Source organism: Candidatus Pseudomonas auctus (genome assembly GCF_048654275.1).
GTDB classification, from domain to species: domain Bacteria; phylum Pseudomonadota; class Gammaproteobacteria; order Pseudomonadales; family Pseudomonadaceae; genus Aquipseudomonas; species Aquipseudomonas pharyngis.
The window spans coordinates 95,270-117,105 of sequence record NZ_JBJYZK010000019.1 but is presented as its reverse complement, the minus strand read 5'-3'; the positions used below and the strand labels follow the sequence as shown (position 1 = coordinate 117,105).

At 61.7% G+C, this 21,836-nt stretch carries 20 protein-coding genes; 13 read left to right on the top strand and 7 right to left on the bottom strand.

The features are described 5' to 3' along the window. Nucleotides 1-143 precede the first annotated feature (143 nt). Both ACKUG4_RS26475 and ACKUG4_RS26470 read right to left on the bottom strand, forming a co-directional pair. Nucleotides 144-758: an NAD(P)-dependent oxidoreductase gene (locus tag ACKUG4_RS26475; RefSeq protein ID WP_445435160.1), complete on the bottom strand. Its 615-nt coding sequence runs from the start codon at nt 756-758 to the stop codon at nt 144-146. Between the two features lie 46 nt (nt 759-804). Then, complete coding sequence (locus tag ACKUG4_RS26470) at nt 805-1,683, bottom strand: MBL fold metallo-hydrolase (RefSeq protein ID WP_445435159.1); 879 nt, start codon at nt 1,681-1,683, stop codon at nt 805-807. A gap of 115 nt (nt 1,684-1,798) precedes the next feature. Here ACKUG4_RS26470 and ACKUG4_RS26465 point away from each other — a divergent pair, with 115 nt between their 5' ends. Both ACKUG4_RS26465 and ACKUG4_RS26460 read left to right on the top strand, forming a co-directional pair. Then, nucleotides 1,799-2,704: a LysR family transcriptional regulator gene (locus tag ACKUG4_RS26465; protein ID WP_445435158.1), complete on the top strand. Its 906-nt coding sequence runs from the start codon at nt 1,799-1,801 to the stop codon at nt 2,702-2,704. Between the two features lie 86 nt (nt 2,705-2,790). After that, nucleotides 2,791-2,967 (top strand): hypothetical protein, encoded by a 177-nt coding sequence (locus ACKUG4_RS26460; protein WP_007953274.1) that lies wholly within the window; start codon nt 2,791-2,793, stop codon nt 2,965-2,967. 9 nt (nt 2,968-2,976) lie between these two features. Here ACKUG4_RS26460 and ACKUG4_RS26455 read toward each other — a convergent pair whose 3' ends face one another. Further along, on the bottom strand, nt 2,977-3,873 hold the full coding sequence (locus ACKUG4_RS26455) for a helix-turn-helix domain-containing protein (protein ID WP_085610843.1): 897 nt from the start codon (nt 3,871-3,873) through the stop codon (nt 2,977-2,979). 187 nt (nt 3,874-4,060) lie between these two features. On the opposite strand from ACKUG4_RS26455, the gene pobA reads away from it, so the two are divergent. Further along, nucleotides 4,061-5,245: a 4-hydroxybenzoate 3-monooxygenase gene (gene pobA, locus ACKUG4_RS26450; RefSeq protein WP_373874482.1), complete on the top strand. Its 1,185-nt coding sequence runs from the start codon at nt 4,061-4,063 to the stop codon at nt 5,243-5,245. A gap of 79 nt (nt 5,246-5,324) precedes the next feature. Beyond that, nucleotides 5,325-6,842: an MDR family MFS transporter gene (locus tag ACKUG4_RS26445; RefSeq protein ID WP_445435157.1), complete on the top strand. Its 1,518-nt coding sequence runs from the start codon at nt 5,325-5,327 to the stop codon at nt 6,840-6,842. A gap of 44 nt (nt 6,843-6,886) precedes the next feature. On the opposite strand, the gene ACKUG4_RS26440 is transcribed toward ACKUG4_RS26445, so the two are convergent. From ACKUG4_RS26440 to ACKUG4_RS26425, 4 genes are all read right to left on the bottom strand, one after another. Beyond that, nucleotides 6,887-7,735, bottom strand: a complete 849-nt coding sequence (locus ACKUG4_RS26440) for a cache domain-containing protein (RefSeq protein ID WP_445435156.1) — start codon at nt 7,733-7,735, stop codon at nt 6,887-6,889. A gap of 122 nt (nt 7,736-7,857) precedes the next feature. Beyond that, nucleotides 7,858-8,733, bottom strand: a complete 876-nt coding sequence (locus ACKUG4_RS26435) for an ATPase (RefSeq protein WP_445435155.1) — start codon at nt 8,731-8,733, stop codon at nt 7,858-7,860. Nucleotides 8,734-8,849: 116 nt separating this feature from the next. Continuing rightward, on the bottom strand, nt 8,850-9,842 hold the full coding sequence (locus ACKUG4_RS26430) for an NAD-dependent epimerase/dehydratase family protein (protein ID WP_445435154.1): 993 nt from the start codon (nt 9,840-9,842) through the stop codon (nt 8,850-8,852). A 54-nt stretch (nt 9,843-9,896) separates the two neighbouring features. Then, nucleotides 9,897-10,790 carry a LysR family transcriptional regulator ArgP gene (locus ACKUG4_RS26425; protein WP_085647266.1) on the bottom strand — a complete coding sequence of 298 codons (894 nt, stop codon included), beginning with the start codon at nt 10,788-10,790 and terminating at the stop codon, nt 9,897-9,899. A gap of 96 nt (nt 10,791-10,886) precedes the next feature. Here ACKUG4_RS26425 and ACKUG4_RS26420 point away from each other — a divergent pair, with 96 nt between their 5' ends. The 9 genes from ACKUG4_RS26420 (at nt 10,887) to ACKUG4_RS26380 (ending at nt 21,833) form a co-directional block, all read left to right on the top strand. Then, nucleotides 10,887-11,288 carry an ACT domain-containing protein gene (locus tag ACKUG4_RS26420; RefSeq protein ID WP_085610849.1) on the top strand — a complete coding sequence of 134 codons (402 nt, stop codon included), beginning with the start codon at nt 10,887-10,889 and terminating at the stop codon, nt 11,286-11,288. Nucleotides 11,289-11,293: 5 nt separating this feature from the next. Further along, nucleotides 11,294-11,896 carry a LysE/ArgO family amino acid transporter gene (locus tag ACKUG4_RS26415; RefSeq protein ID WP_236190351.1) on the top strand — a complete coding sequence of 201 codons (603 nt, stop codon included), beginning with the start codon at nt 11,294-11,296 and terminating at the stop codon, nt 11,894-11,896. Nucleotides 11,897-12,072: 176 nt separating this feature from the next. Next, nucleotides 12,073-12,669 carry a superoxide dismutase gene (locus ACKUG4_RS26410; protein WP_003227660.1) on the top strand — a complete coding sequence of 199 codons (597 nt, stop codon included), beginning with the start codon at nt 12,073-12,075 and terminating at the stop codon, nt 12,667-12,669. Between the two features lie 354 nt (nt 12,670-13,023). Beyond that, the gene (locus ACKUG4_RS26405; RefSeq protein ID WP_039765890.1) at nt 13,024-15,075 is read left to right on the top strand and encodes a putative bifunctional diguanylate cyclase/phosphodiesterase; all 2,052 of its coding nucleotides are present in this window, start codon (nt 13,024-13,026) and stop codon (nt 15,073-15,075) included. A 195-nt stretch (nt 15,076-15,270) separates the two neighbouring features. Then, nucleotides 15,271-16,617 (top strand): imelysin family protein, encoded by a 1,347-nt coding sequence (locus tag ACKUG4_RS26400; protein ID WP_039765888.1) that lies wholly within the window; start codon nt 15,271-15,273, stop codon nt 16,615-16,617. Between the two features lie 287 nt (nt 16,618-16,904). Continuing rightward, nucleotides 16,905-18,332 (top strand): di-heme oxidoreductase family protein, encoded by a 1,428-nt coding sequence (locus tag ACKUG4_RS26395; protein ID WP_445435153.1) that lies wholly within the window; start codon nt 16,905-16,907, stop codon nt 18,330-18,332. A gap of 26 nt (nt 18,333-18,358) precedes the next feature. Continuing rightward, nucleotides 18,359-19,423, top strand: a complete 1,065-nt coding sequence (locus ACKUG4_RS26390; RefSeq protein ID WP_074688445.1) for an imelysin family protein — start codon at nt 18,359-18,361, stop codon at nt 19,421-19,423. 14 nt (nt 19,424-19,437) lie between these two features. Then, entirely contained in the window at nt 19,438-20,538 is a 1,101-nt protein-coding gene (locus ACKUG4_RS26385) for a DUF1513 domain-containing protein (protein WP_445435152.1), read from the top strand. A gap of 146 nt (nt 20,539-20,684) precedes the next feature. After that, the gene (locus ACKUG4_RS26380) at nt 20,685-21,833 is read left to right on the top strand and encodes an efflux RND transporter periplasmic adaptor subunit (RefSeq protein WP_085647262.1); all 1,149 of its coding nucleotides are present in this window, start codon (nt 20,685-20,687) and stop codon (nt 21,831-21,833) included. Nucleotides 21,834-21,836 lie beyond the last annotated feature (3 nt).

Below are 21,836 nucleotides of genomic sequence, written 5' to 3'. Positions count from 1 at the left end.
CCAACCGCGTATCAAGCCTGTAAAAGGTGTAAACGATGTCCCCGGTCTAATGTGTAAAGGATGTACCGGTCTCTACACGGGCGGCGTTCCGATGAGGGCTAATTTTCGGATCAGACACAAACCCCGAAAACCACCCAAAACCCTCAATAACCGACAGTAAACCGCTGACGCGAATGCTTAGGCGTTTCCACTTCGTCGATCAGCGCAATCGCGTAGTCGGCAAAGGTGATCGAACTCTGACCGTCATCACTCACCAGCAAGTCATCCTTGCCGACCCGGAACTTACCGGTGCGCTCGCCTTCGACAAACAGCGCCGACGGCGACAGGAATGTCCAGTCCAGTTCCTTCTCCTGACGCAGTGCATCAAGGAACGCCGCACCGGCGCTGGCCTCAGCCTTGTACTCGGCCGGGAAACCGGCGCTGTCGATCACGCGGGTGCCGTCCGGCAGCAACAGCGAGCCGGCACCGCCCACAACCAGCAGACGTTTCACCCCGGCCTGTTTCACCGGGCCGATCAGCGCGCTGGCCGGCACCGTGGTGAAATGCGCGGCGCTGATGACTACATCGTGGCCGGCGACGGCGTCCTGCAATGCGGCGGCGTCCAGCACGTCGACATTCTTGCTGACCACACCGGCACGAGCGCCGATCTTCGAGGTATCCCGAGCGATGGCGGTGACGCTGTGGCCGCGACGCAGGGCTTCTTCCAGCAGTTGGCTGCCGGCACGGCCGGTGGCACCAATGATTGCGATCTTGCTCATGACATTCTCCAGTTGGCTTGAGAGTGCTGCGTTTTTCAGAATCGGATTACCACTGCATTTCGCCTTTGGCGACTTTGGCGCTCAGCTCCAGCGAGCTTTCCTCGCCCAGTGTCGGATAGCGTTTTTTCATCGCGGCGATCAGCGCGGCAGAGTCCTTGGCCTTGGCGGTTTCGGCATCGAACGCCTTGATGTAGTCAGCGGTGAATTTCACCGCCGCCAGCGAACGGGCGCTGTCACCCAGGTAGTGACCCGGCACCACGGTTTTCGGTTTCAGGGTTTCGATCGAGTGCAGGGTTTGCAGCCAGTCGGCATGGGATTGAGCGGTCTGGGTGTCGGCCATCCACACGTGGATGTTCTCGGCGACGACCACACCGCCGACCACCGCTTTCAACGAAGGAATCCACACGAAGCTGCGATCCGGCTGTTTGCCGTCCAGGCCGATCACCTGCAGTTTCTGCCCTTCGAGCATCAGGCTGTCGCCTTTGAGCACGCCCGGTACGATGGTTTTGGCCGGCACGTCGGCGCCCATTTTCGGCCCCCAGAAGGCGAGTTTGCCGTCGACGGTTTGCTTGATGTGATCAACGGTCGGTTGCGAGGCCAGCACCTTGGCATTCGGGAATGCCTTGGTCAGGGTGTCGAGACCGAAGTAGTAATCCGGGTCACCGTGGCTGATGTAGATGGTGGTCAATTGCTTGCCGCTGGCGCGGATCTTTTCCACCACTTGTTCGGCCTGGGATTTGCCGAACTGCGCGTCCACCAGAATCGCGTCCTTCTCGCCGCTGACCAGTACCGAAGTCACCGGGAAGATCGCGTGGGTGCCCGGGTTGTAGACATCGAGGGTCAGATTCGCGGCCGCTGCGTGGGCAGCAAAGCCGAGGGTGGCGGTGGCCAGTAAAACGCGCTTGAGGGTGGTGAAGCCGATCATGGGTTGCTCCGCTGTTCGAATGCCGTGCTTGGCTATGGGGACAGAGCTTAGTTGCCAGACTCGTTACAAAAAATGCGATGCTTGAACATAGTTTGTTTCTGAAAGCGGGCAAATCATGGATCGTCTCCAAGCAATGCGGGTATTCGTCACGGTAGTGGATCTGGGCAGTCAGTCGGCGGCGGCCGATCACCTGGACCTGTCGCGGCCGGTGGTGTCGCGGTATCTGGCGGAACTGGAAGACTGGGTCGGGGCGCGTCTGATGCACCGCACCACCCGCAAGTTGAGCCTGACCGCCGCCGGCAACGAAATCCTGCCGCGCTGCCGGCAGATGCTGGAGCTGTCCGGTGACATGCAGGCCGCCGTCAGCGAACCCGCCGATGCACCAAGGGGGTTGCTGCGGATCAGCGTCAGCACCTCGTTCGGTCAGGCGCAACTGGCCGATGCCATGGCGGCGTTCGTCAAAGCGTATCCGGGGGTGAGCATCGACCTGCAAATGCTCGATCGCACGGTGAACCTGGTGGACGAACGCATCGACCTGGCGATCCGCACCAGCAATGACCTCGACCCCAACCTGATCGCCCGGCGCCTGACGGTCTGCCGTTCGGTGGTCTGCGCCGCACCCGCCTATCTGCGGGAACATCCGCAGCCGCAGCGGGTTGAAGATCTGAGCCGGCACACCTGCCTGACCCATTCCTATTTCGGCAAGAGCCTGTGGCATTTCGAGGAGGATGGCGAACCGGTTTCGGTGCCGGTGCAGGGCAACATCAGCGCCAACGAGGCCAGCACCCTGCTGCGCGCGACCCTGGCCGGCGCCGGCGTGGCGATGCTGCCGACCTATCTGGCCGGGGCACATATTCACAGCGGCGAACTGGTGCGCCTGCTGCCCCACGCCGAGCCCCGGCAGATGAGCATCTATGCCGTGTATGCCTCGCGCAAGCACATGCCGGCGGCGTTGCGCTGCATGCTGGACTTTCTGGTGCAGCGTTTTCCCGAAAACCCGCAGTGGGATATCAGACTGTAAAGCCGTTCACAGAGCCGCTGGCAACTCCACGGCGCTGACCTATGCTGAAAGTAGTACCCAAGGGTATTCGTTCAGAGGTCAACGCCATGAACACCAGAACAAGAAGATACCTCGCGATTTTCATCACCTGCGCGGCCACGCTGGCGCTGTACGGCACCGCGGCGTGGCGCGTGGAGCAGTTGCGGCAACTGCCCCGTGAGTACGCGAGCTGCAACTTCGAGCGCTGCATCCCTCACAACGCCACCCTCAACGCCCTGCGGTAACACAGGACGTCAGGCGTCGTCGTTCTGCTCGGCCTTCAAGCGGTCGCGGAACGCCTTTGGCGAGATCCCCACCCGACGCCGGAACAGGCGCGTGAAGTTGGTCGGATCGGAAAACCCCAACACCTCGGACATCTCGTAAATGGTCATGCTGGTGTACGTCAGCAGACGCTTGGCTTCCAGCAACTGACGCTCGTGCATGATCTGCAACGCCGGCTGCCCCGCCAGTTCACGGCAGGTGCCGTTGAGGTGCGAGACGGAAATCCCCAGCCGATGGGCCAGGTCTTCGACCTTGACGTGCTGGCGGTAGGTTTCTTCCACCAGTTGAATGAACCCGTTGAGGTATTCGCGCTGACGCTGCGGGCGTTGCGTGGCGTTGTGACGGCGGATCGCCTGACGGCTGACCCAGACCATGATCACACTGACCAGCGAATGCATGAGCATTTCACGTGCCGGTTGATGGCCGTTGTACTCGGCCTGCAACGCGGCAAACAGACTGTTGAGGTAATCCGCGTCCTTGCCCGCCGGATAGCTTTCGGCCTGGGCCAGGGCCTGCACCGCGCTGCCCAGTTGCGCCTGCAAATGGTTGATCAACGGAGTGGCGAGGGTGACGACAAACCCTTCGACGTCCTCGGAAAAACGGAATCCATGCACCGATAACGGCGGCAGGATCTGGATCGCGGTTTCGTTCAGTTGCGTGCGTTGGCCTTCGATTTCAAGCTCTGCCTGACCTTTGAATACGAAGAGCAACTGGCACAAATCGGCGTGGCGGTGGGGTTTGATTTCCCATTGGTGTTCGCGGCTGCGTTTGGAAATGGTTTCACAGTGCAGCAAGTCAGGGGTCGGCCAGTCCAGGCTTTCACCGTAGAGCTTGAACACCGGAATCGAAGGCAAGTCAGGCTTGTTCATCACTTCAATCCAGGCCTCGAGGTTTGCGGGCGATAATCGCACCGATTGGCAGAATGTACAGGTATCGGCTCAGTTTTCACCTTCAATTGACAGACCCGCAAGGGAAAAATGCAAGCACTCGAATCCTGAAACTCATTCACCGGCCGTTGTCGCGTGAAGCTTGCGAGTCATAAAAACAATGAAAACGCTGAAAACCCAAGTCGCCATCATCGGCGCCGGTCCGTCCGGATTACTGCTCGGCCAACTGCTGCACAACGCCGGCATCGACACCCTGATTCTGGAGCGCCAGACACCTGACTACGTGCTCGGCCGAATCCGCGCCGGCGTGCTTGAACAAGGCATGGTAGAGCTGTTGCGCGAGGCTGGCGTGGGTCAGCGGATGGACGCCGAAGGGCTGGTGCACGGCGGGTTCGAACTGGCCCTCGACGGGCGCCGGATCCACATCGACCTGCAAGCCCTGACCGGTGGAAAAACCGTGATGGTCTATGGCCAGACCGAGGTCACTCGCGACCTGATGGCCGCTCGTCGGGAGACCGGAGGGCAGACCATCTACGAAGCCCGCCATGTCGTTCCCTGTGACATGAAAAGCGACGAAGCTTATGTCACCTTCGAAAAGGACGGCGAAACCTGGCGCGTCGATTGTGACTACATCGCCGGTTGCGACGGTTTCCACGGCGTGGCCCGGCAGTCGATTCCCGAGGATTGCCTGAAAGTCTTCGAACGGGTTTATCCGTTTGGCTGGCTGGGGATTCTCGCCGACACGCCACCGATTCACGAGGAACTGGTCTACGCCCGCCACGAGCGCGGCTTCGCCCTGTGCAGCATGCGCTCGGCGACCCGCACCCGTTATTACCTGCAAGTGCCCGCCGAAGAAAACGTCGACGACTGGTCGGATCAGCGTTTCTGGGATGAACTGCGCAAGCGTCTGCCGGAGGATCTGGCGCAGAAACTGGTGACCGGTCCGTCGATTGAAAAGAGCATCGCGCCGCTGCGCAGCTTTGTGGTCGAGCCGATGCAATACGGGCGGATGTTTCTCGTTGGGGACGCGGCGCACATCGTTCCGCCGACCGGCGCCAAGGGGCTGAATCTGGCGGCCAGCGATGTCAGCACGCTGTTCAGGATTTTGCTGAAGGTTTACCGCGAAGGTCGCACTGACTTGCTGGAGAAATACTCGGAAATCTGCCTGCGCCGGGTGTGGAAAGCCGAGCGGTTTTCCTGGTGGATGACTTCGATGCTGCACCGCTTCGACGAGCACGATGATTTCAGCCAGCGGATCTGCGCTTCGGAACTGGACTACTTTGTCAGCTCGGAGGCCGGTCAAAAAACCATTGCAGAAAATTACGTCGGGCTTCCTTATGAGGCTATCGAATAGCTTCCTACCGACTTACACTGGCGAGCACTCACCCGCTCGCCCTGGCACTGCGGGTCAATCACTGCCCGCAGGTTCGCCCGTGACCAATCTCAACCATCCCGAAACGCCCAAACCGGCCATTCGCAGCGTGCTGGTTGCGCTGATGATGGCGATCTTCCTTGGCGCGCTCGACCAGACCATCGTCGCCGTTTCCATGCCGGCCATTTCCGCACAGTTCAAGGACGTCAGCCTGCTGGCCTGGGTGATTTCCGGCTACATGGTGGCGATGACCGTGGCGGTGCCGATCTACGGCAAGCTCGGCGATCTGTACGGGCGGCGCAAACTGATGCTGTTCGGCATGGGCCTGTTCACCCTCGCCTCGCTGTTCTGCGGCATGGCCCAAAGCATGGAGCAACTGGTGCTGGCGCGGATTTTCCAGGGCATCGGCGCTGGCGGGATGATTTCGGTAAGCCAGGCGATCATCGGCGACATCGTGCCGCCTCGCGAACGCGGGCGTTATCAGGGCTATTTCTCCAGCATGTATGCGGTGGCCAGCGTTGCCGGCCCGGTGCTCGGCGGCTACATGACCGAGTACCTGTCGTGGCGCTGGGTGTTCCTGATCAACCTGCCGCTGGGCCTCGGCGCGTACTGGGTGGCGCGACGCAACCTGATCGGCCTGCCGATTCCCCAGCGCAAACCAATCATCGATTATCTCGGCACGCTGCTGATGATCATCGGCCTGACCGCGCTGTTGCTGGCGATCACTCAGGTCGGCCAGGGCCATGCGTGGCGCAGCAGCGAAGTGCTCGGTCTCTTCGCTTGCGCGGTGGCGGTGCTGGCGGTGTTCGTCTGGCACGAGCGGCGCGCCCGGGAGCCGTTGTTGCCGATGCACCTGTTCACCAACCGCAGCGCCCTGCTGTGCTGGTGCACGATTTTCTTTTGCAGCTTCCAGGCGATCTCCCTGATCGTGCTGATGCCGCTGCGCTTTCAGAGCGTGACCGGTGCTGGAGCGGACAGCGCTGCATTGCACTTGCTGCCGCTGGCGATGGGATTACCGATCGGCGCGTATTTCGCCGGACGCCGCACTTCGATCACCGGACGCTATAAACCGCAGATTCTGAGCGGCGCGCTGCTGATGCCGATCTCGATCCTTGGCATGGCCTTCAGCCCGCCCGATGCCACGCTGCTCAGCAGCCTGTTCATGCTGCTCAGCGGGATCGCCGGTGGCATGCAGTTCCCGACTTCGCTGGTCGGTACGCAGAACTCGGTGGAGCAAAAGGATATTGGCGTCGCCACCAGCACCACCAACCTGTTCCGCTCACTGGGCGGCGCGGTGGGCGTGGCGTTGATGTCGGCGCTGTTGCTGGCGTTGTTGCAGGACTCCAGTTTCGCCCACCTGGCCGGCAGCTCGCTGATGAGCGAAGGGCATTCCGGCAACGTGCTGCTCGACGGCCTGAACGCGGCGCCCGGCGATGCGCAGAACGCCTTGCGTGCCGAACTGCTGGTGACGTTCCGCCATTTGCTGATGGTCAGCGCGGCGGTGTCGCTGCTCGGGCTGGCGGCGGCGATTGCGATGCCGAACCGGTTGCTGCGGGGCCGTGAGCACGGCGCCCGCTGATTGATGCCGATCGCTCCCACGCGCCGCGTGGGAGCTTTCAGCAATCAAGCACTGTAATAACCGACCGCCACCAGCATGTTCCCGACCTTCTTCAGGTAGGCATGCTTGTTCTCGACCTTGCCGGTCACCGGATTTTTCCAGCGGTATTCGTACTCGCCCTCATCCTGTTTGCCGATCAGCGCCAGAATCGGTTCGCCCACCGGTTTGCCTTCGGGATCGTCGACCTTGGCGAAATCGGTGTTGATCAACCGCAGATTGGTGCCGTGGGCGACGTAGCGATGGTTGTCGAGATTGACCACGAACACATACAGGTCGTCCTGCAGGTAACCGCCCTTGAGTGAGTTGATCGCGGACAGCGTGCCCTTCTCGTCTTTGGTCAGGTCAGTGGCGGCCTTGTCGAGCAACGCTTTCGCCTGCTCCGCCGACGCGCGCGGCAGGTAATAACCCACCGCCAGAATCCGCTGACCGATGCGTTGATAGTAAACGTGCTTGCGCTCGACCTTGCCGTCGGACCAGTTCTGCCAGCGGTATTCGGCCTGCTGGATGCCGTTGCCTTCCGGCACTTTCAAGGCGTCCTTGAAGGACTTCTGCAAGTCCGGCCCGAGGACTTCACTCACGTCGCGACCGATCAATGCCGACGACGGCCCGCCGCTGGCGAGCATCACGCCCTTGGTGTCGACCACGAACACGTAGCGATCCTTGTCGACGAATTCGCCCTGACGGCTGAACGCCGCAAACGCCTTGTCGCCGTTGTCGTGGTAATAGGCCAGAGCCTTTTCCAGCAAGGCGATGGCCGCCTTGCTGTCGTCTTTTTCAGTGGTGGCCGCGTTGGCCTGACCGAAACTCGACAGCAGTACCGCACCGAGCCAGGCCAGCTTGTGCACAAACCCCATGACGCATCCCTCGTTCTTGTTGGTGTTTCAAGAGCGTAGACGGCCTGAAGGCATGTATGGATATTCAGAACGCTTCTGAATGTTGCTGTGGCGAGGGCGCGCACCCTCGCCACACAAGGGGCTTACGGACGCGCGTTGAGTTGCTGTTGCAGGTTCTGGATCTGCGCCTGCAGGGTGTTGATGTTGCGGGTCATCTGCGCGCGGAACGCGTCGAACTCGGCAGTGTTGGTGCCACCCTGCGCAGCAGCCGGACGGTTGTCCTGCTCGCTCTTGAGGATGACGATTTCCTGCTCCAGACGATCGATAGCAGGGTTCGACCCAGCTTGTTTTTTCAGGGCCGTGATGTCGGCACCGAGGCTCTTGAACTGCGCATCGAAGCCCTTCACCTGTGCATCGAGGCTCTTGAGCTGGGCGTCGAGCTTGCTGGTGTCGGCCGGGGTGCTTTTCAGCGTTGCCAGCTCGGCGCTCAGGGCTTTGACCTGAGCCTGCAACTGAGTGTTGGCGTTCTGCTGTTCAGTGGTCTGGGCGGTCATCTGCGCCAGGCGCTTGTCCAGATCCGTCGCCTGCCCGGCCACGCCTTGTTGCTGTTTGCTCTGATCCTGAAGCGCACTTTGCAGCTGTTTGATCTGCAGCTTCAGGGCTTCGCTGTCGGTGGTGACGTTGGTCTGGCTGGCCACGACCTTGCCGGAAATGTCCTGCAGGCGCCCCGCCGCTTCCTCACTGATGCGCGCGAAACTTTCCTGGGTCGCCACCAGTTGCTGCTCCATAAGCGAAATCTGCTGGAAGCTCCACCAGGCCAGACCAATGAAGGCAAAAAATAATGCGCCAACCAATGCCCACAACGGACCGGTGCTGGCGGCCTTGACCTTGACCACCGGCGGCGTGCGCGAATGCACGGAGGTGCGGGCGGTGACCGGAAAATCGTCGTCATCGAGGGTATCGGCGCGCAGGCTCGGTACATCGTCGAAATCGTCGTGGGCATCGTTACGCATGGACATTGAGGCAACCTTTGTGAAACGCGGTGATGGCAGATTGGCGCGAAGTATAAACCCCGCGGCCGCTGGGGTTGACCCTCAAGCCGTGACGCGGTTCAGTGCCGGCCGGCAGATTCGTATCAACGAATGTCCTGAGCCTTCCACCAGCCACAGAACTCATCGAGGGCCGTCCACAGACTGACTTTCGGATCGTAGTCCAGATAATGCCGGGCGCGACTGATGTCGAGGGTGAAATTTTTGTTCATCACCTGCATGCCCAGACGCGACAGGGTCGGCTCGGGACGCCCGGGCCAGAGCTTGCACACACCTTCGTTGAGCGCCGCCACGCTGTAGGCCAGACCGTAGGAACGGTACTTGGTGACCTGTGGGACTTCCATCTTGCGCATCACGTAATTGACCACATCCCACAGCGGCACCGGGGCGCCGTTGCTGATGTTGTAGGCCTTGCCCAGCGCGGAAGCGTCGGCCAGCAGACTGCTGAGCAACGCTTCGTTGAGGTTATGCACGCTGGTGAAATCGACCTTGTTCAGACCGTTGCCGATGATTGCCAGACGACCCTTGCGCTGCATGTTCAGCAAGCGCGGGAAGATGCTCATGTCGCCGGCGCCGGTGACGAAACGCGGGCGCAGGGCGAGGGTTTCGAGGCCGAATTCCTGGGCGCCGAAGACCTTTTGCTCGGCCAGGTATTTGGTCGCCGCATAGTGATGCTTGAAGTGCGTGGGCACTTGCTCTTCGGTCAGGCCGAGATGATCGCGACCGTCAAAGTAGATCGAGGGCGACGACAGATGCACCAGCCGCCGAACCCGTTGCTTCAGGCAGGCCTCGACCACGTTTTCGGTGACCTGCACGTTGCCCTGATGAAAGTCCTGATAGCGGCCCCAAAGGCCAACCGCGCCGGCGCAATGCACCACGGCTTCGACGTCATTGCACAGTTCACGCACCAGATCCGGATCGCTCAGATCGCCTTGAACGAACTCGGCACCGCGACGCACCAGATGCTCGACACCCTCGGCCCGGCGACCGTTGACCCGCACGTCCAGGCCCTGCTCCAGGGCGAAACGCGCAAAGCGTCCGCCAATGAAGCCGCTTGCGCCGGTGACCAGAATTTTCATGTAGAGCTCCGCTGTCTTTCGTTTTGCCTGATTCGTGAGTCTTGACGCTGGCCGTCAGTCCAACGGCACCAGCCATTGCGCCGACGAGCGCACCAATTGTTCGGTCAACAGCCCGAGCAACTGACCGCCATTGCGCCAATGATGCCAGTACAAGGGCACGTCGATCGGTTTATCTGGCAACAGTTCGCGCAGCACGCCGCGCTCCAACTGCTCGCGGACCTGTAATTCCGGCACCAGGCCCCAGCCGAGCCCGGCTTCGGTCAGGCGGAGGAAACCTTCGGACGACGGGCACAGGTGATGTTCGAAACCGCCATCGACGCCGAGGGACGCGAGGTATCGATGCTGGAGAAAATCGTCAGGGCCGAACACCAGCGCCGGGGTGCGCGGTAATTGTTCGGCCCGCACGCCGTCGGGGAAATGCCGCTCGATGAACGCCGGGCTGGCCAGCGCTCGATAGCGCATCGCCCCGAGCAACACGCTGCGTGCCCCCGCCACCGGCCGCTCGCTGGCGCACAGGCAACCGGCCACTTCACCGGCGCGCATGCGTTTGAGGCCGACAGTCTGATCTTCGACGATCAGATCCAGCAATAGATGTTGTTCGGCGCAGAAGTCGCCCACCGCCTCGGCCCACCAGGTGGCGAGACTGTCGGCATTCAGGGCGATACGCAGGCGCTCCGGCAGGCCCTCTTCGTCCAGCGCTGGCACCAGCGTCTGCAAATCCCGTTCGAGCAGGCGCACCTGCTGCACATGGTTGAGCAGGCGCCGGCCAATTTCGGTAGGCGACGGCGGCGTGCCACGCACCAGAACCGGCTGGCCGACCCGCGCCTCCAACAGTTTGATCCGCTGGGAGATCGCCGATTGCGAAAGGCCCAGCACCTGCGCCGCCCGCTCGAATCCGGCCTGCTCGACCACGGCGGCCAAAGCAGAAAGTAATTTGTAGTCGAACATCAGTTTTCCTAATGAGCGATCAGCACTATTGGTTTTTCTTATACAGCCTCAACCGGGAGAATAGCCAGCAAGCACTCTTTATCAAGGACCACCATCATGGCTGGCGAAACCTCGTTGACCACCCTGCTGCGCAGCATGAGCCCGCAGCTCAATGCCGGCGAATTCGTGTTCTGCACCTTGTCCGACGGCGAGTTGCCGAGCGGCCTGGAAGTCGTAGGCAGTTTCCGTGAACAGGAAGGCCTGACGGTGATTCTCGAACGCTCCCACGCCGAGCGCGCCGGGTTCAGCTTCGACTATGTCGCGGCGTGGATCACGCTGAACGTGCATTCGGCACTGGAAGCCGTCGGCCTGACCGCCGCATTCGCCACCGCACTGGGCAAGGCCGGCATCAGCTGCAACGTGATTGCCGGCTATTACCACGATCATCTGTTCGTCGGTCAGGCCGACGCCGAACGCGCCATGCAAGTGTTGCGCGATCTCGCAGCCAACGCGGAGTAACCGTCATGTGGCAAAGCTATACCAACGGTTTGCTGGTGGCGTTCGGGCTGATCATGGCGATCGGCACGCAAAATGCCTTTGTCCTGGCCCAGAGCCTGCGGCGTGAACATCACCTGCCGGTCGCTGCATTGTGCGTCGCCTGCGATGCGTTGCTGGTGGCGGCGGGTGTGTTCGGCCTGGCCACGGTGCTGGCGCAGAACCCGACATTGCTGGCGGTCGCCCGCTGGGGCGGCGCGGTGTTCCTGATCTGGTACGGCAGCCAGGCGTTGCGCAGGGTGTTTTCGAAACAGAGCCTGCAACAGGGTGAAAACCAGACCGTACGTTCGCTGCGCGCGGTGATGCTCAGCGCACTGGCGGTGACCCTGCTCAACCCGCACGTCTATCTCGACACCGTCTTGCTGATCGGTTCTCTCGGCGCACAACAGTCGGTGCCCGGCGCCTATGTCGTGGGCGCGGCGAGCGCTTCGCTGCTGTGGTTCTTCACCCTGGCGTTCGGCGCGGCATGGCTCGCCCCGTGGCTGGCACGGCCGAGTACGTGGCGGATTCTCGATCTGCTGGTGGCGGTGATGATGTTCACGGTGGCAGGGCAATTGATATTGGCTTCATGATTTATTCCAAACAGCTCTGGAACCTCTATCCCACACAGTTGTTGCGTGGTTAAGCCGCACCCCCGGTGCTATGATCCGAACCCTGCGCCGCAAAGAGTAAAAACTCGCCGGTGCATTTCTGGCCGCCCGTGATCGGCCTTGCGCTCACCGCAACAGACCTGATTAGGAGAATCATCATGGCTTTCGAATTGCCGCCGCTGCCTTACGCACACGATGCCCTGCAGCCGCACATTTCCAAGGAAACCCTGGAATTCCACCACGACAAGCACCACAACACCTACGTCGTGAACCTGAACAACCTGGTGCCAGGCACCGAGTTCGAAGGCAAGACCCTGGAAGAGATCGTCAAGACTTCCTCGGGCGGCATCTTCAACAACGCCGCTCAGGTCTGGAACCACACCTTCTACTGGAACTGCCTGGCGCCAAACGCCGGCGGTCAACCAACCGGCGCACTGGCTGAAGCCATCAACGCGGCTTTCGGTTCGTTCGACAAGTTCAAGGAAGAGTTCAGCAAAACCTCGATCGGCACCTTCGGTTCCGGCTGGGGCTGGCTGGTGAAAAAGGCTGACGGTTCCCTGGCCCTGGCCAGCACCATCGGCGCCGGCAACCCGCTGACCAGCGGCGACACCCCGCTGCTGACCTGCGACGTCTGGGAACACGCTTACTACATCGACTACCGTAACCTGCGTCCTAAGTACGTCGAGGCGTTCTGGAACCTGGTCAACTGGAAGTTCGTGGCCGAGCAGTTCGAAGGCAAGACCTTCACCGCTTAAGCTGCACGCCAGACAAAAACCCGGCTTTGCCGGGTTTTTTTATACCTGCGGAAATAATCGTGAGTGCGTTGCATCACAAACAAGGCTTTTTCCCACACCTGAAGCAGCCCTTCTCGCCTTGCTCCCAAGCCACGGCGAACTAACATCAAAAGAGGAAAAATTGTCCGACGTCCCTCAAGTTGGAGACCGAAACTACCGACACAGTACAACCAGGGCAAATACTCCAGACAGCAGCATATCGGCCAAGGCCACGGACAAATTTTCCGCGGCTCGATTGTCCCTTTGACTGCCAACACGGGATTGCCAATACTCATGGCAACTTGACGCTACCCGCACGGAACAAGGAATAACCCTTTGAAGCTGGAACTCAAGAACAGCTTGTCGGTGAAGTTGCTCCGGGTCGTGCTCCTGTCGGCATTGATCGTCGGCGTGGTCTTGAGCTGCGCGCAGATCGTGTTCGATGCCTATAAAACACGCCAGGCCGTCGCCGGCGATGCCGAGCGCATCCTCGACATGTTCCGCGATCCCTCCACCCAGGCGGTCTACAGCCTGGACCGGGAGATGGGCATGCAGGTGATCGAAGGCCTGTTCCAGGACGACGCCGTGCGTCAGGCGTCCATCGGCCATCCCAACGAAGCGATGCTCGCGCAAAAGTCGCGTGAGCTGCAGCAATCCAACAGCCGCTGGCTGACCGACCTGATCCTCGGCCAGGAACGCACGTTCACCACCCAGCTGGTGGGGCGCGGGCCGTACAGCGAATATTACGGCGACCTGAGCATCACCCTCGACACCGCCACCTACGGTCAGGGTTTCATCGTCAGCTCGGTGATCATCTTCATTTCCGGCGTGTTGCGCGCCCTGGCCATGGGCCTGGTGCTGTATCTGGTCTATCACTGGCTGCTGACCAAACCGCTGTCGCGGATCATCGAGCACCTCACCGAGATCAACCCGGACCGCCCCAGCGAACACAAGATTCCGCAGCTAAAGGGTCACGAAAAAAACGAACTGGGGATCTGGATCAACACCGCCAACCAGCTACTCGAATCCATCGAACGCAATACCCACCTGCGCCACGAAGCGGAAAACAGCCTGCTGCGCATGGCCCAATACGATTTCCTCACCGGCCTGCCGAATCGCCAGCAATTGCAGCAGCAGCTGGACAAGATTCTGGTGGATGCCGGCAAGCTGCAACGGCGGGTCGCCGTCCTTTGCGTAGGTCTGGACGATTTCAAAGGCATCAACGAACAATTCAGCTACCAGACCGGTGACCAGTTGCTGCTGGCCCTGGCTGACCGGCTTCGTGCCCACAGCGGTCGCCTCGGCGCCCTCGCCCGTCTCGGTGGCGACCAGTTCGCGCTGGTGCAGGCCGATATCGAACAGCCTTACGAAGCGGCGGAGCTGGCGCAAAGCATCCTCGATGACCTGGAAGCCCCGTTCGCCCTTGATCATCAGGAGATCCGCCTGCGCGCGACCATCGGCATCACCTTGTTCCCGGAAGACGGCGACAGCACCGAGAAGCTGCTGCAGAAAGCCGAGCAGACCATGACCCTGGCCAAGACCCGCTCGCGCAATCGCTATCAGTTCTACATCGCGAGCGTCGACAGCGAGATGCGCCGCCGCCGCGAACTGGAAAAAGACCTGCGCGACGCCTTGCTGCGCGACCAGTTCTACCTCGTCTATCAGCCGCAGATCAGCTACCGCGATCATCGCGTAGTCGGGGTCGAGGCATTGATCCGCTGGCAGCATCCGGAACACGGCCTGGTGCCGCCGGACCTGTTCATCCCGCTGGCGGAACAGAACGGCACCATCATCGCCATCGGCGAATGGGTGCTGGATCAGGCCTGCAAGCAACTGCGCGACTGGCACGATCAGGGCTTCGTCGATCTGCGCATGGCAGTCAACCTGTCCACCGTGCAACTGCACCACGCCGAGCTGCCACGGGTGGTCAACAACCTGTTGCAGATGTACCGCCTGCCGCCACGCAGCCTGGAGCTGGAAGTCACCGAAACCGGCCTGATGGAAGACATCAGCACCGCCGCCCAGCACCTGCTGAGCCTGCGCCGCTCCGGCGCCTTGATCGCTATCGACGATTTCGGCACCGGCTATTCCTCGCTGAGCTATCTCAAGAGTCTGCCGCTGGACAAGATCAAGATTGACAAGAGCTTCGTCCAGGACCTGCTGGATGACGACGATGATGCGACCATCGTTCGCGCCATCATCCAACTGGGCAAGAGCCTGGGCATGCAGGTGATCGCCGAGGGCGTGGAAACCGCCGAACAGGAAACCTACATCATTTCCGAAGGCTGCCACGAAGGTCAGGGCTACCACTACAGCAAACCGCTGCCGGCGCGCGAGTTGGGCATTTATCTCAAGCAGGCCCAGCGCAGCAACGCGGCCATCCTCTGAAACGCGCCTGCCAGGCCCGACGCAACCCGGGTTCTGCCGGGCATCAACCTCGCTGTTGATCCAGCGCAGACCCCGCGCAAATAAGAAATATTTCCAGCTACAACCCTTTACACATAATGCGAAAGATTTGCATTATGTCGCAGTTTTGCGCACCCCCGCGCCTGTCCACTCAATCACCGAAGCAGGATGTTCGCCATGATTCGTATGCCTCTGGCTACCGCCAGTCTGCTGGCCATCGCTATTTCCCTCGCCGGTTGCGGCGAAGGTAAAGACAAAGAAAAGGCCGCCGCTCCTGCGCCGACTCCGGCTGCGAGCACCGCTGCACCGGCTGCGCCTGCTGCTGCCGGTAAAGTCGACGAGGCCGCTGGCAAAGCCGTTGTCTCGCACTATGCCGACATGGTCTTCGCCGTTTACAGCGATGCCGAATCCACCGCGAAAACCCTGCAAACCGCCATCGACGCGTTCCTCGCCAAGCCGAACGCCGACACCCTGAAAGCCGCCAAGGCTGCCTGGGTCGCTGCCCGCGTTCCTTACCTGCAGAGCGAAGTGTTCCGCTTCGGCAACACCATCATCGACGACTGGGAAGGTCAGGTGAACGCCTGGCCTCTGGACGAAGGCCTGATCGACTACGTCGACAAGTCCTACGAGCACGCACTGGGCAACCCGGGTGCCACCGCCAACATCATCGCCAACACCGAAGTACAGGTCGGCGAAGACAAGGTCGACGTCAAGGACATCACCCCGGAAAAACTCGCCAGCCTGAACGAGCTGGGCGGTTCCGAAGCCAACGTTGCCACCGGCTACCACGCCATCGAATTCCTGCTCTGGGGCCAGGACCTGAACGGCACCGGCCCTGGCGCCGGCAACCGTCCACCGTCGGACTACCTGGAAGGCAAAGGCGCCACCGGCGGTCACAACGACCGTCGTCGTGCCTACCTGAAAGCCGTGACCCAGCTGCTGGTCAGCGACCTGGAAGAAATGGTCGGCAACTGGAAGCCGAACGTGGCCGACAACTACCGCGCCACCCTGGAAGCCGAACCGGCTGAAAGCGGCCTGCGCAAAATGCTGTTCGGCATGGGCAGCCTGTCCCTGGGCGAGCTGGCCGGCGAGCGCATGAAGGTGTCCCTGGAAGCGAACTCCCCGGAAGACGAGCAGGATTGCTTCAGCGACAACACCCACAACTCGCACTTCTACGATGCCAAGGGCATTCGCAACGTTTACCTGGGCGAGTACACCCGCGTCGACGGCACCAAAATGACCGGCGCCAGCCTGTCGTCGCTGGTGGCCAAGGTCGACCCGGCTGCCGACACCGCGCTGAAAGCCGATCTGGCCGCCACCGAAGCCAAGATTCAGGTCATGGTCGATCACGCCAATAAGGGTGAGCACTACGACCAGTTGATCGCGGCCGGCAACACGGCTGGTAACCAGATCGTGCGCGACGCCATCGCTTCGCTGGTCAAGCAGACCGGTTCGATCGAAGCCGCTGCCGGCAAACTGGGTATCAGCGACCTGAACCCGGACAACGCCGATCACGAGTTCTGATCACAGCGTCCGCGTTAAAAAAGGCGACCTTCGGGTCGCCTTTTTCGTTTCCGCCATATACAAAACTTGTGGGAGCGCGCTTGCTCGCGAAAGCGTCCTGTCAGGCAACGCATCAGTGGCTGAACCAACGCTTTCGCGAGCAAGCTCGCTCCCACAAGGTTTGCACCCAGCCTTAAGATTTGTGAAACCCCTGCCCTGCATCAAGCAAACGATAATTCCTCTTATTCAAACCCACTCGCCCTGTTAGACTTTGCGCCTTTAAATTCGCCCCTCTTGCAGGAAGTCTGATGCCCTCGCTGCCTCTTCGCTTGTCCGCACTGTTTCTGGCCCTGGGCCTGAGTGCTTGCGATGACGCCCCGCGTTTCACCAAGGCCGAGCCAGGTGAAGCCCGTTCCGGCGGCGCGGCGACCGTGCGCAAGAGCGATCAGAACGCGTTTTCCCTGCCGTCGGCCAATCTGCCGCCGTCGCGGCGGGTGGACTTCAGCGTCGGCAACAGTTTCTTTCGCAGCCCGTGGGTGATCGCGCCGTCGACCACCACCGCCCGCGATGGCCTCGGCCCGCTGTTCAACACCAACGCCTGCCAGAACTGCCACATCAAGGACGGCCGCGGCCATCCGCCGACGCCGGATGCGGCCAACGCGGTGTCAATGCTGGTGCGCCTGTCGATTCCCGATGCGCCGCAGTACGCCAAATTGATCGAGCAGGTCGGAGTGGTGCCCGAGCCAGTCTACGGCGGCCAGTTCCAGGACATGGCCGTGCCGGGCGTCGCGCCGGAGGGCAAGGTGCGGGTCGATTACACGCCGGTGCCGGTACGCTTCAAGGACGGCACCGAAGTCGAGTTGCGCAAACCGGTCCTGCAGATCACCCAGCTCGGCTATGGCCCGATGCACCCGGACACACGTTTCTCGGCCCGTGTCGCGCCGCCGATGATCGGCCTGGGCCTGCTCGAAGCGATCCCGGAAGAAGCGATCCTCGCCAACGCCGCCGCGCAGGCCAAAGAAAACAACGGTATCAGCGGCCGGCCAAACCGGGTCTGGGATGACGCGCAGCAAAAGACCGTCATGGGGCGATTTGGCTGGAAAGCCGGCCAACCAAACCTCAATCAACAAAATGTTCACGCGTTCTCTGGTGATATGGGCCTGACCACCAGCCTGAGACCGTTTGATGACTGCACCGACGCGCAAACCGCCTGCAAACAGGCGCCGAACGGCAACGGCCCGGACGGCGAGCCGGAAGTCAGCGACAACATCCTGCGCCTGGTGCTGTTCTACAGCCGCAACCTCGCCGTTCCCGCGCGCCGTGGGGTCAACGATGCGCAGGTGCTGGCCGGCAAGAACCTGTTCTTCCAGGCAGGCTGCCAGTCCTGTCACACGCCGAAATACACCACCGCCGCCAATGCCGCCGAACCTGAACTGGCCCATCAAGTGATTCGCCCGTACAGCGATCTGCTGCTGCACGACATGGGCGAAGGCCTGGCGGACAACCGTACTGAATTCCAGGCCTCCGGCCGCGACTGGCGCACCCCGCCGCTGTGGGGCATCGGCCTGACGCAAACGGTCAGCGGCCACACCCAGTTTCTGCATGACGGCCGCGCCCGCAATCTGCTCGAAGCCGTGCTCTGGCATGGCGGCGAAGCGAAAGCGGCGCAGCAACAGGTTTTGTCTTTCAACGCCGAGCAGCGTGCCGCGCTGCTGGCGTTCTTGAACTCACTTTAAACACTTGAACGAATCGGGAGCCCGACATGTTCCGTCCCAAGCTGTTGTTCACCAGCCTTGCCGCACTGGCCCTCGGCGCGTGCTCGCCGCAGGATCCGCAAGCCGTCACCTCGGCGGCCATCGCCAAATCGGTGATCCTGCCGACCTACACCCGCTGGGTCGAAGCCGACAAGCAACTGGCCGTCAGCGCCCTCGCCTACTGCCAGGGCAAAGAGTCGCTGGACACCGCCCGTGCCGACTTCCTGCATGCGCAGAAAGCCTGGGCCGAGTTGCAACCGCTGCTGATCGGCCCGCTGGCCGAGGGCAACCGCTCGTGGCAGGTGCAATTCTGGCCGGACAAGAAAAACCTGGTCGGCCGTCAGGTCGAGCAACTGGTCACCGCGCAGCCGCAGATCGACGCCGCCGCACTGGCCAAGTCCAGCGTCGTGGTTCAAGGCCTGTCCGCTTACGAGTACATCCTGTTCGACGCCAAGCCTGACGTGGCCAACGACGCGCAGAAAGCCAAATACTGCCCACTGCTGGTGGCCATCGGCGAGCGTCAGAAACAACTGGCCGAAGAGATCCTCAGCAGCTGGAACAACACCGACGGCATGCTCGCGCAGATGAGCAAGTTCCCGAACCAGCGCTACGCCGACTCCCACGAAGCGATCGCCGATCTGCTGCGGGTTCAGGTCACCGCCCTCGACACCCTGAAGAAAAAACTCGGCACGCCGATGGGCCGCCAGAGCAAGGGCGTGCCTCAGCCGTTCCAGGCCGATGCATGGCGCAGCCAGTCGTCCATGGAGGCGCTGGAAGCCAGCCTCGCAGCGGCCAAAACCGTCTGGGAAGGCGTCGACAACAAAGGCCTGCGCGGCCTGCTGCCGGCGGAGCAGAAACCGTTGGCGGACAAGATCGATGCAGCCTACGCGGCGTCGCTCAAACTGTTCGGCAGCACTCAGCGCTCGCTGACCGAAATGCTCAACGATGACGCCGGTCGCCAGCAGCTCAACGATATCTACGACAGCCTCAACGTCGTCCACCGCCTGCACGAAGGCGAGCTGGCCAAGGCGCTGGGCATTCAACTGGGCTTCAACGCCAACGACGGTGACTGATGAGGGCACGTGCCATGCTGCGACGCCAGGCTCTGACTTTAGGTAGTTTGCTGCTGGGAGCAGTGACGCTGGGCGGCTGGACGCTGTTCAAACGCAAGGACCAAAGCCCGCTGCTGTTGTCGGCGCGGGACGACACCGACGGCAAGCATTACGCCGTCGGTTATCGACTGGACGGCACCCAGGTGTTCGCCACCGAAGTCGGCCAGCGTTGCCACGACATCATCAATCACCCGACGCTGTCGATCGCGCTGTTCGTCGCCCGCCGGCCGGGCACCGAGAGCTACCTGATCGACCTGCACAGCGGTGCATTGCTGCAAACCGTGACCTCGCAGCCGAACCGGCATTTCTATGGCCACGCAGTGATCCATCACAGCGGCGACTACCTGTACGCCACCGAAAACGACACCACCGATCCGGGCCGTGGCCTGCTCGGGGTGTACAAATTCGAAGGCGAACGGCTGGTGCACAGCGGCGAGCTTTCCACCCACGGTCTCGGCCCGCATCAGGTGTCGTGGATGCCCGACGGTGAAACCCTGGTGGTGGCCAACGGCGGGATCCGCACCGAGGCCGAAAGCCGGGTCGACATGAACCTCGACGCCATGGAGCCGAGCCTGGTGCTGATGCAACGGGACGGCACCCTGCTGAGCAAGGAAACCCTCGCCCAGCAGATGAACAGCGTGCGCCACCTGGGGATCGCCAGCGACGGCACCATCGTCGCCGGCCAGCAATTCATGGGGCCTTCCCACGAGCGTTCGGAGCTGCTGGCGATCAAACGTCCCGGCCAGCCATTCGTGGCGTTCCCGGTGCCGGAGCATCAGTTGCAGTCGATGGGTCATTACACCGCCAGCGTCGCCGTGCACAGCGAACTGCGCCTGGTGGCACTGACCGCACCGCGCGGCAACCGCTTCTTCATCTGGGACCTGGACAGCGGCGAAGTGCGCCTCGACGCGCCATTACCCGACTGCGCCGGTGTCGGTGCGGTGAAGGACGGGTTTGTCGTGACCTCCGGTCAGGGACGTTGCCGCTACTACGATTGCCGCCAGGATGATCTGCTCGCCAAACCGCTGGATTTGCCCGCAGGGCTCTGGGACAACCATCTTCATCTGATGGCCTGAAATTCGCCGCCGACCGCTCGGTCGGCGGCCCCGCTTTTCTCCACCGTCCTCCCTTACACCCGGTAAAACTGGCAGTTGGAATCCCTGCCGGACTCGGGGTAATGTGCCCGCCTGTCTCGCCTGATTTTCTCCAAGGAACTGGAAATATGCTGCGTCGCCGCATGCTGATCATGTTAGGTGTTGTACTGCTGATCGTTCTGCTTCTCGCCGGTTACAAAGCCTTCTCGATCTATACGATGATCCAGGGCTTTTCCAAACCGAAGCCGCCGATCAGCGTCGCCGTGGCCACGGCCGTCGAGCGCCCGTGGCAGATGCGTCTGCCCACCGTCGGCACGCTGAAGGCCTTGCAAGGTGTCGACCTGAGCCTGGAGAACGCCGGCACCGTCACCGAGCTGAAGTTCGAATCGGGGCAGAAGGTCAAGGCCGGCCAGCCGTTGCTGCAACTGGACAGCGCCGTCGAAGCGGCCTTCCTCGAAACTGCCAAGGCCGATCTCGGCCTCGCGCAGCTGGATTACGGTCGCGGCAGCCAGCTCGTCGGCAGCAGCGCCATCTCCAAAGGCGAATTCGACCGGCTCTCGGCGCAGTTGCAAAAGAACAAGGCCACGGTCAATCAGCTCAATGCGGCGCTGGCCAAAAAACGCATCGTCGCGCCCTTCAGCGGCACCATCGGCATCCGCCTCGTCGACATCGGCGACTACCTCGCCAGCGGCACCAAGATCGCCACTCTGCAGGATCTGAGCAGTCTCTACGCCGACTTCTACGTGCCCGAACAATCGGTGCCGAAACTGGCCCTCGGTCAGCCGGTGCAGATCACGGTCGCGGCGTATCCCGGCCAGCATTTCACCGGCGCCATCAGCGCCATCAACCCGATCGTCGAAAGCACCACCCGTAACATCCTCGTGCGCGCCACCCTGGCCAACCCCGATGGCAAGTTGCTGCCGGGCATGTTCACCAGCATCGAGGTGCTGCTGCCGGATCCGCAGAAACACATCGTGGTCCCGGAAAGCGCGATCACTTACACCCTCTACGGCAACTCGACGTACGTGGTTACCCAGAAAAAAGCCGAAGACGGCACCGTCGAGAAAGACGACAAGGGCCAACCCGTGCTGATCGCCGAGCGCAGGTTCGTCGAGACCGGCGAACGCCGCGATGGCCAGGTGATGATCAACAAGGGCGTGCAGAGCGGCGAACAGGTGGTGACGGCCGGCCAGATCAAACTGGACAACGGCGCCCACATTGCCATCAGCGATGACAAGACCCTCGGCGAGCAGAACAGTCCGCCCCGCGCCGACTGATCA

Bases quoted from the DNA above. Each gene is read 5' to 3' on its own strand.
- ACKUG4_RS26425 (WP_085647266.1), bottom strand. From the start codon at position 10,790: ATGTTCGACTACAAATTACTTTCTGCTTTGGCCGCCGTGGTCGAGCAG.
- ACKUG4_RS26390 (WP_074688445.1), top strand. From the start codon at position 18,359: ATGTTCCGTCCCAAGCTGTTGTTCACCAGCCTTGCCGCACTGGCCCTC.
- ACKUG4_RS26430 (WP_445435154.1), bottom strand. From the start codon at position 9,842: ATGAAAATTCTGGTCACCGGCGCAAGCGGCTTCATTGGCGGACGCTTT.
- ACKUG4_RS26440 (WP_445435156.1), bottom strand. From the start codon at position 7,735: ATGGGGTTTGTGCACAAGCTGGCCTGGCTCGGTGCGGTACTGCTGTCG.
- ACKUG4_RS26380 (WP_085647262.1), top strand. From the start codon at position 20,685: ATGCTGCGTCGCCGCATGCTGATCATGTTAGGTGTTGTACTGCTGATC.
- ACKUG4_RS26410 (WP_003227660.1), top strand. From the start codon at position 12,073: ATGGCTTTCGAATTGCCGCCGCTGCCTTACGCACACGATGCCCTGCAG.
- ACKUG4_RS26415 (WP_236190351.1), top strand. From the start codon at position 11,294: ATGTGGCAAAGCTATACCAACGGTTTGCTGGTGGCGTTCGGGCTGATC.
- ACKUG4_RS26420 (WP_085610849.1), top strand. From the start codon at position 10,887: ATGGCTGGCGAAACCTCGTTGACCACCCTGCTGCGCAGCATGAGCCCG.
- ACKUG4_RS26465 (WP_445435158.1), top strand. From the start codon at position 1,799: ATGGATCGTCTCCAAGCAATGCGGGTATTCGTCACGGTAGTGGATCTG.
- ACKUG4_RS26400 (WP_039765888.1), top strand. From the start codon at position 15,271: ATGATTCGTATGCCTCTGGCTACCGCCAGTCTGCTGGCCATCGCTATT.
- ACKUG4_RS26435 (WP_445435155.1), bottom strand. From the start codon at position 8,733: ATGTCCATGCGTAACGATGCCCACGACGATTTCGACGATGTACCGAGC.
- ACKUG4_RS26395 (WP_445435153.1), top strand. From the start codon at position 16,905: ATGCCCTCGCTGCCTCTTCGCTTGTCCGCACTGTTTCTGGCCCTGGGC.
- ACKUG4_RS26470 (WP_445435159.1), bottom strand. From the start codon at position 1,683: ATGATCGGCTTCACCACCCTCAAGCGCGTTTTACTGGCCACCGCCACC.
- ACKUG4_RS26455 (WP_085610843.1), bottom strand. From the start codon at position 3,873: ATGAACAAGCCTGACTTGCCTTCGATTCCGGTGTTCAAGCTCTACGGT.
- ACKUG4_RS26475 (WP_445435160.1), bottom strand. From the start codon at position 758: ATGAGCAAGATCGCAATCATTGGTGCCACCGGCCGTGCCGGCAGCCAA.
- ACKUG4_RS26385 (WP_445435152.1), top strand. From the start codon at position 19,438: ATGCTGCGACGCCAGGCTCTGACTTTAGGTAGTTTGCTGCTGGGAGCA.
- ACKUG4_RS26460 (WP_007953274.1), top strand. From the start codon at position 2,791: ATGAACACCAGAACAAGAAGATACCTCGCGATTTTCATCACCTGCGCG.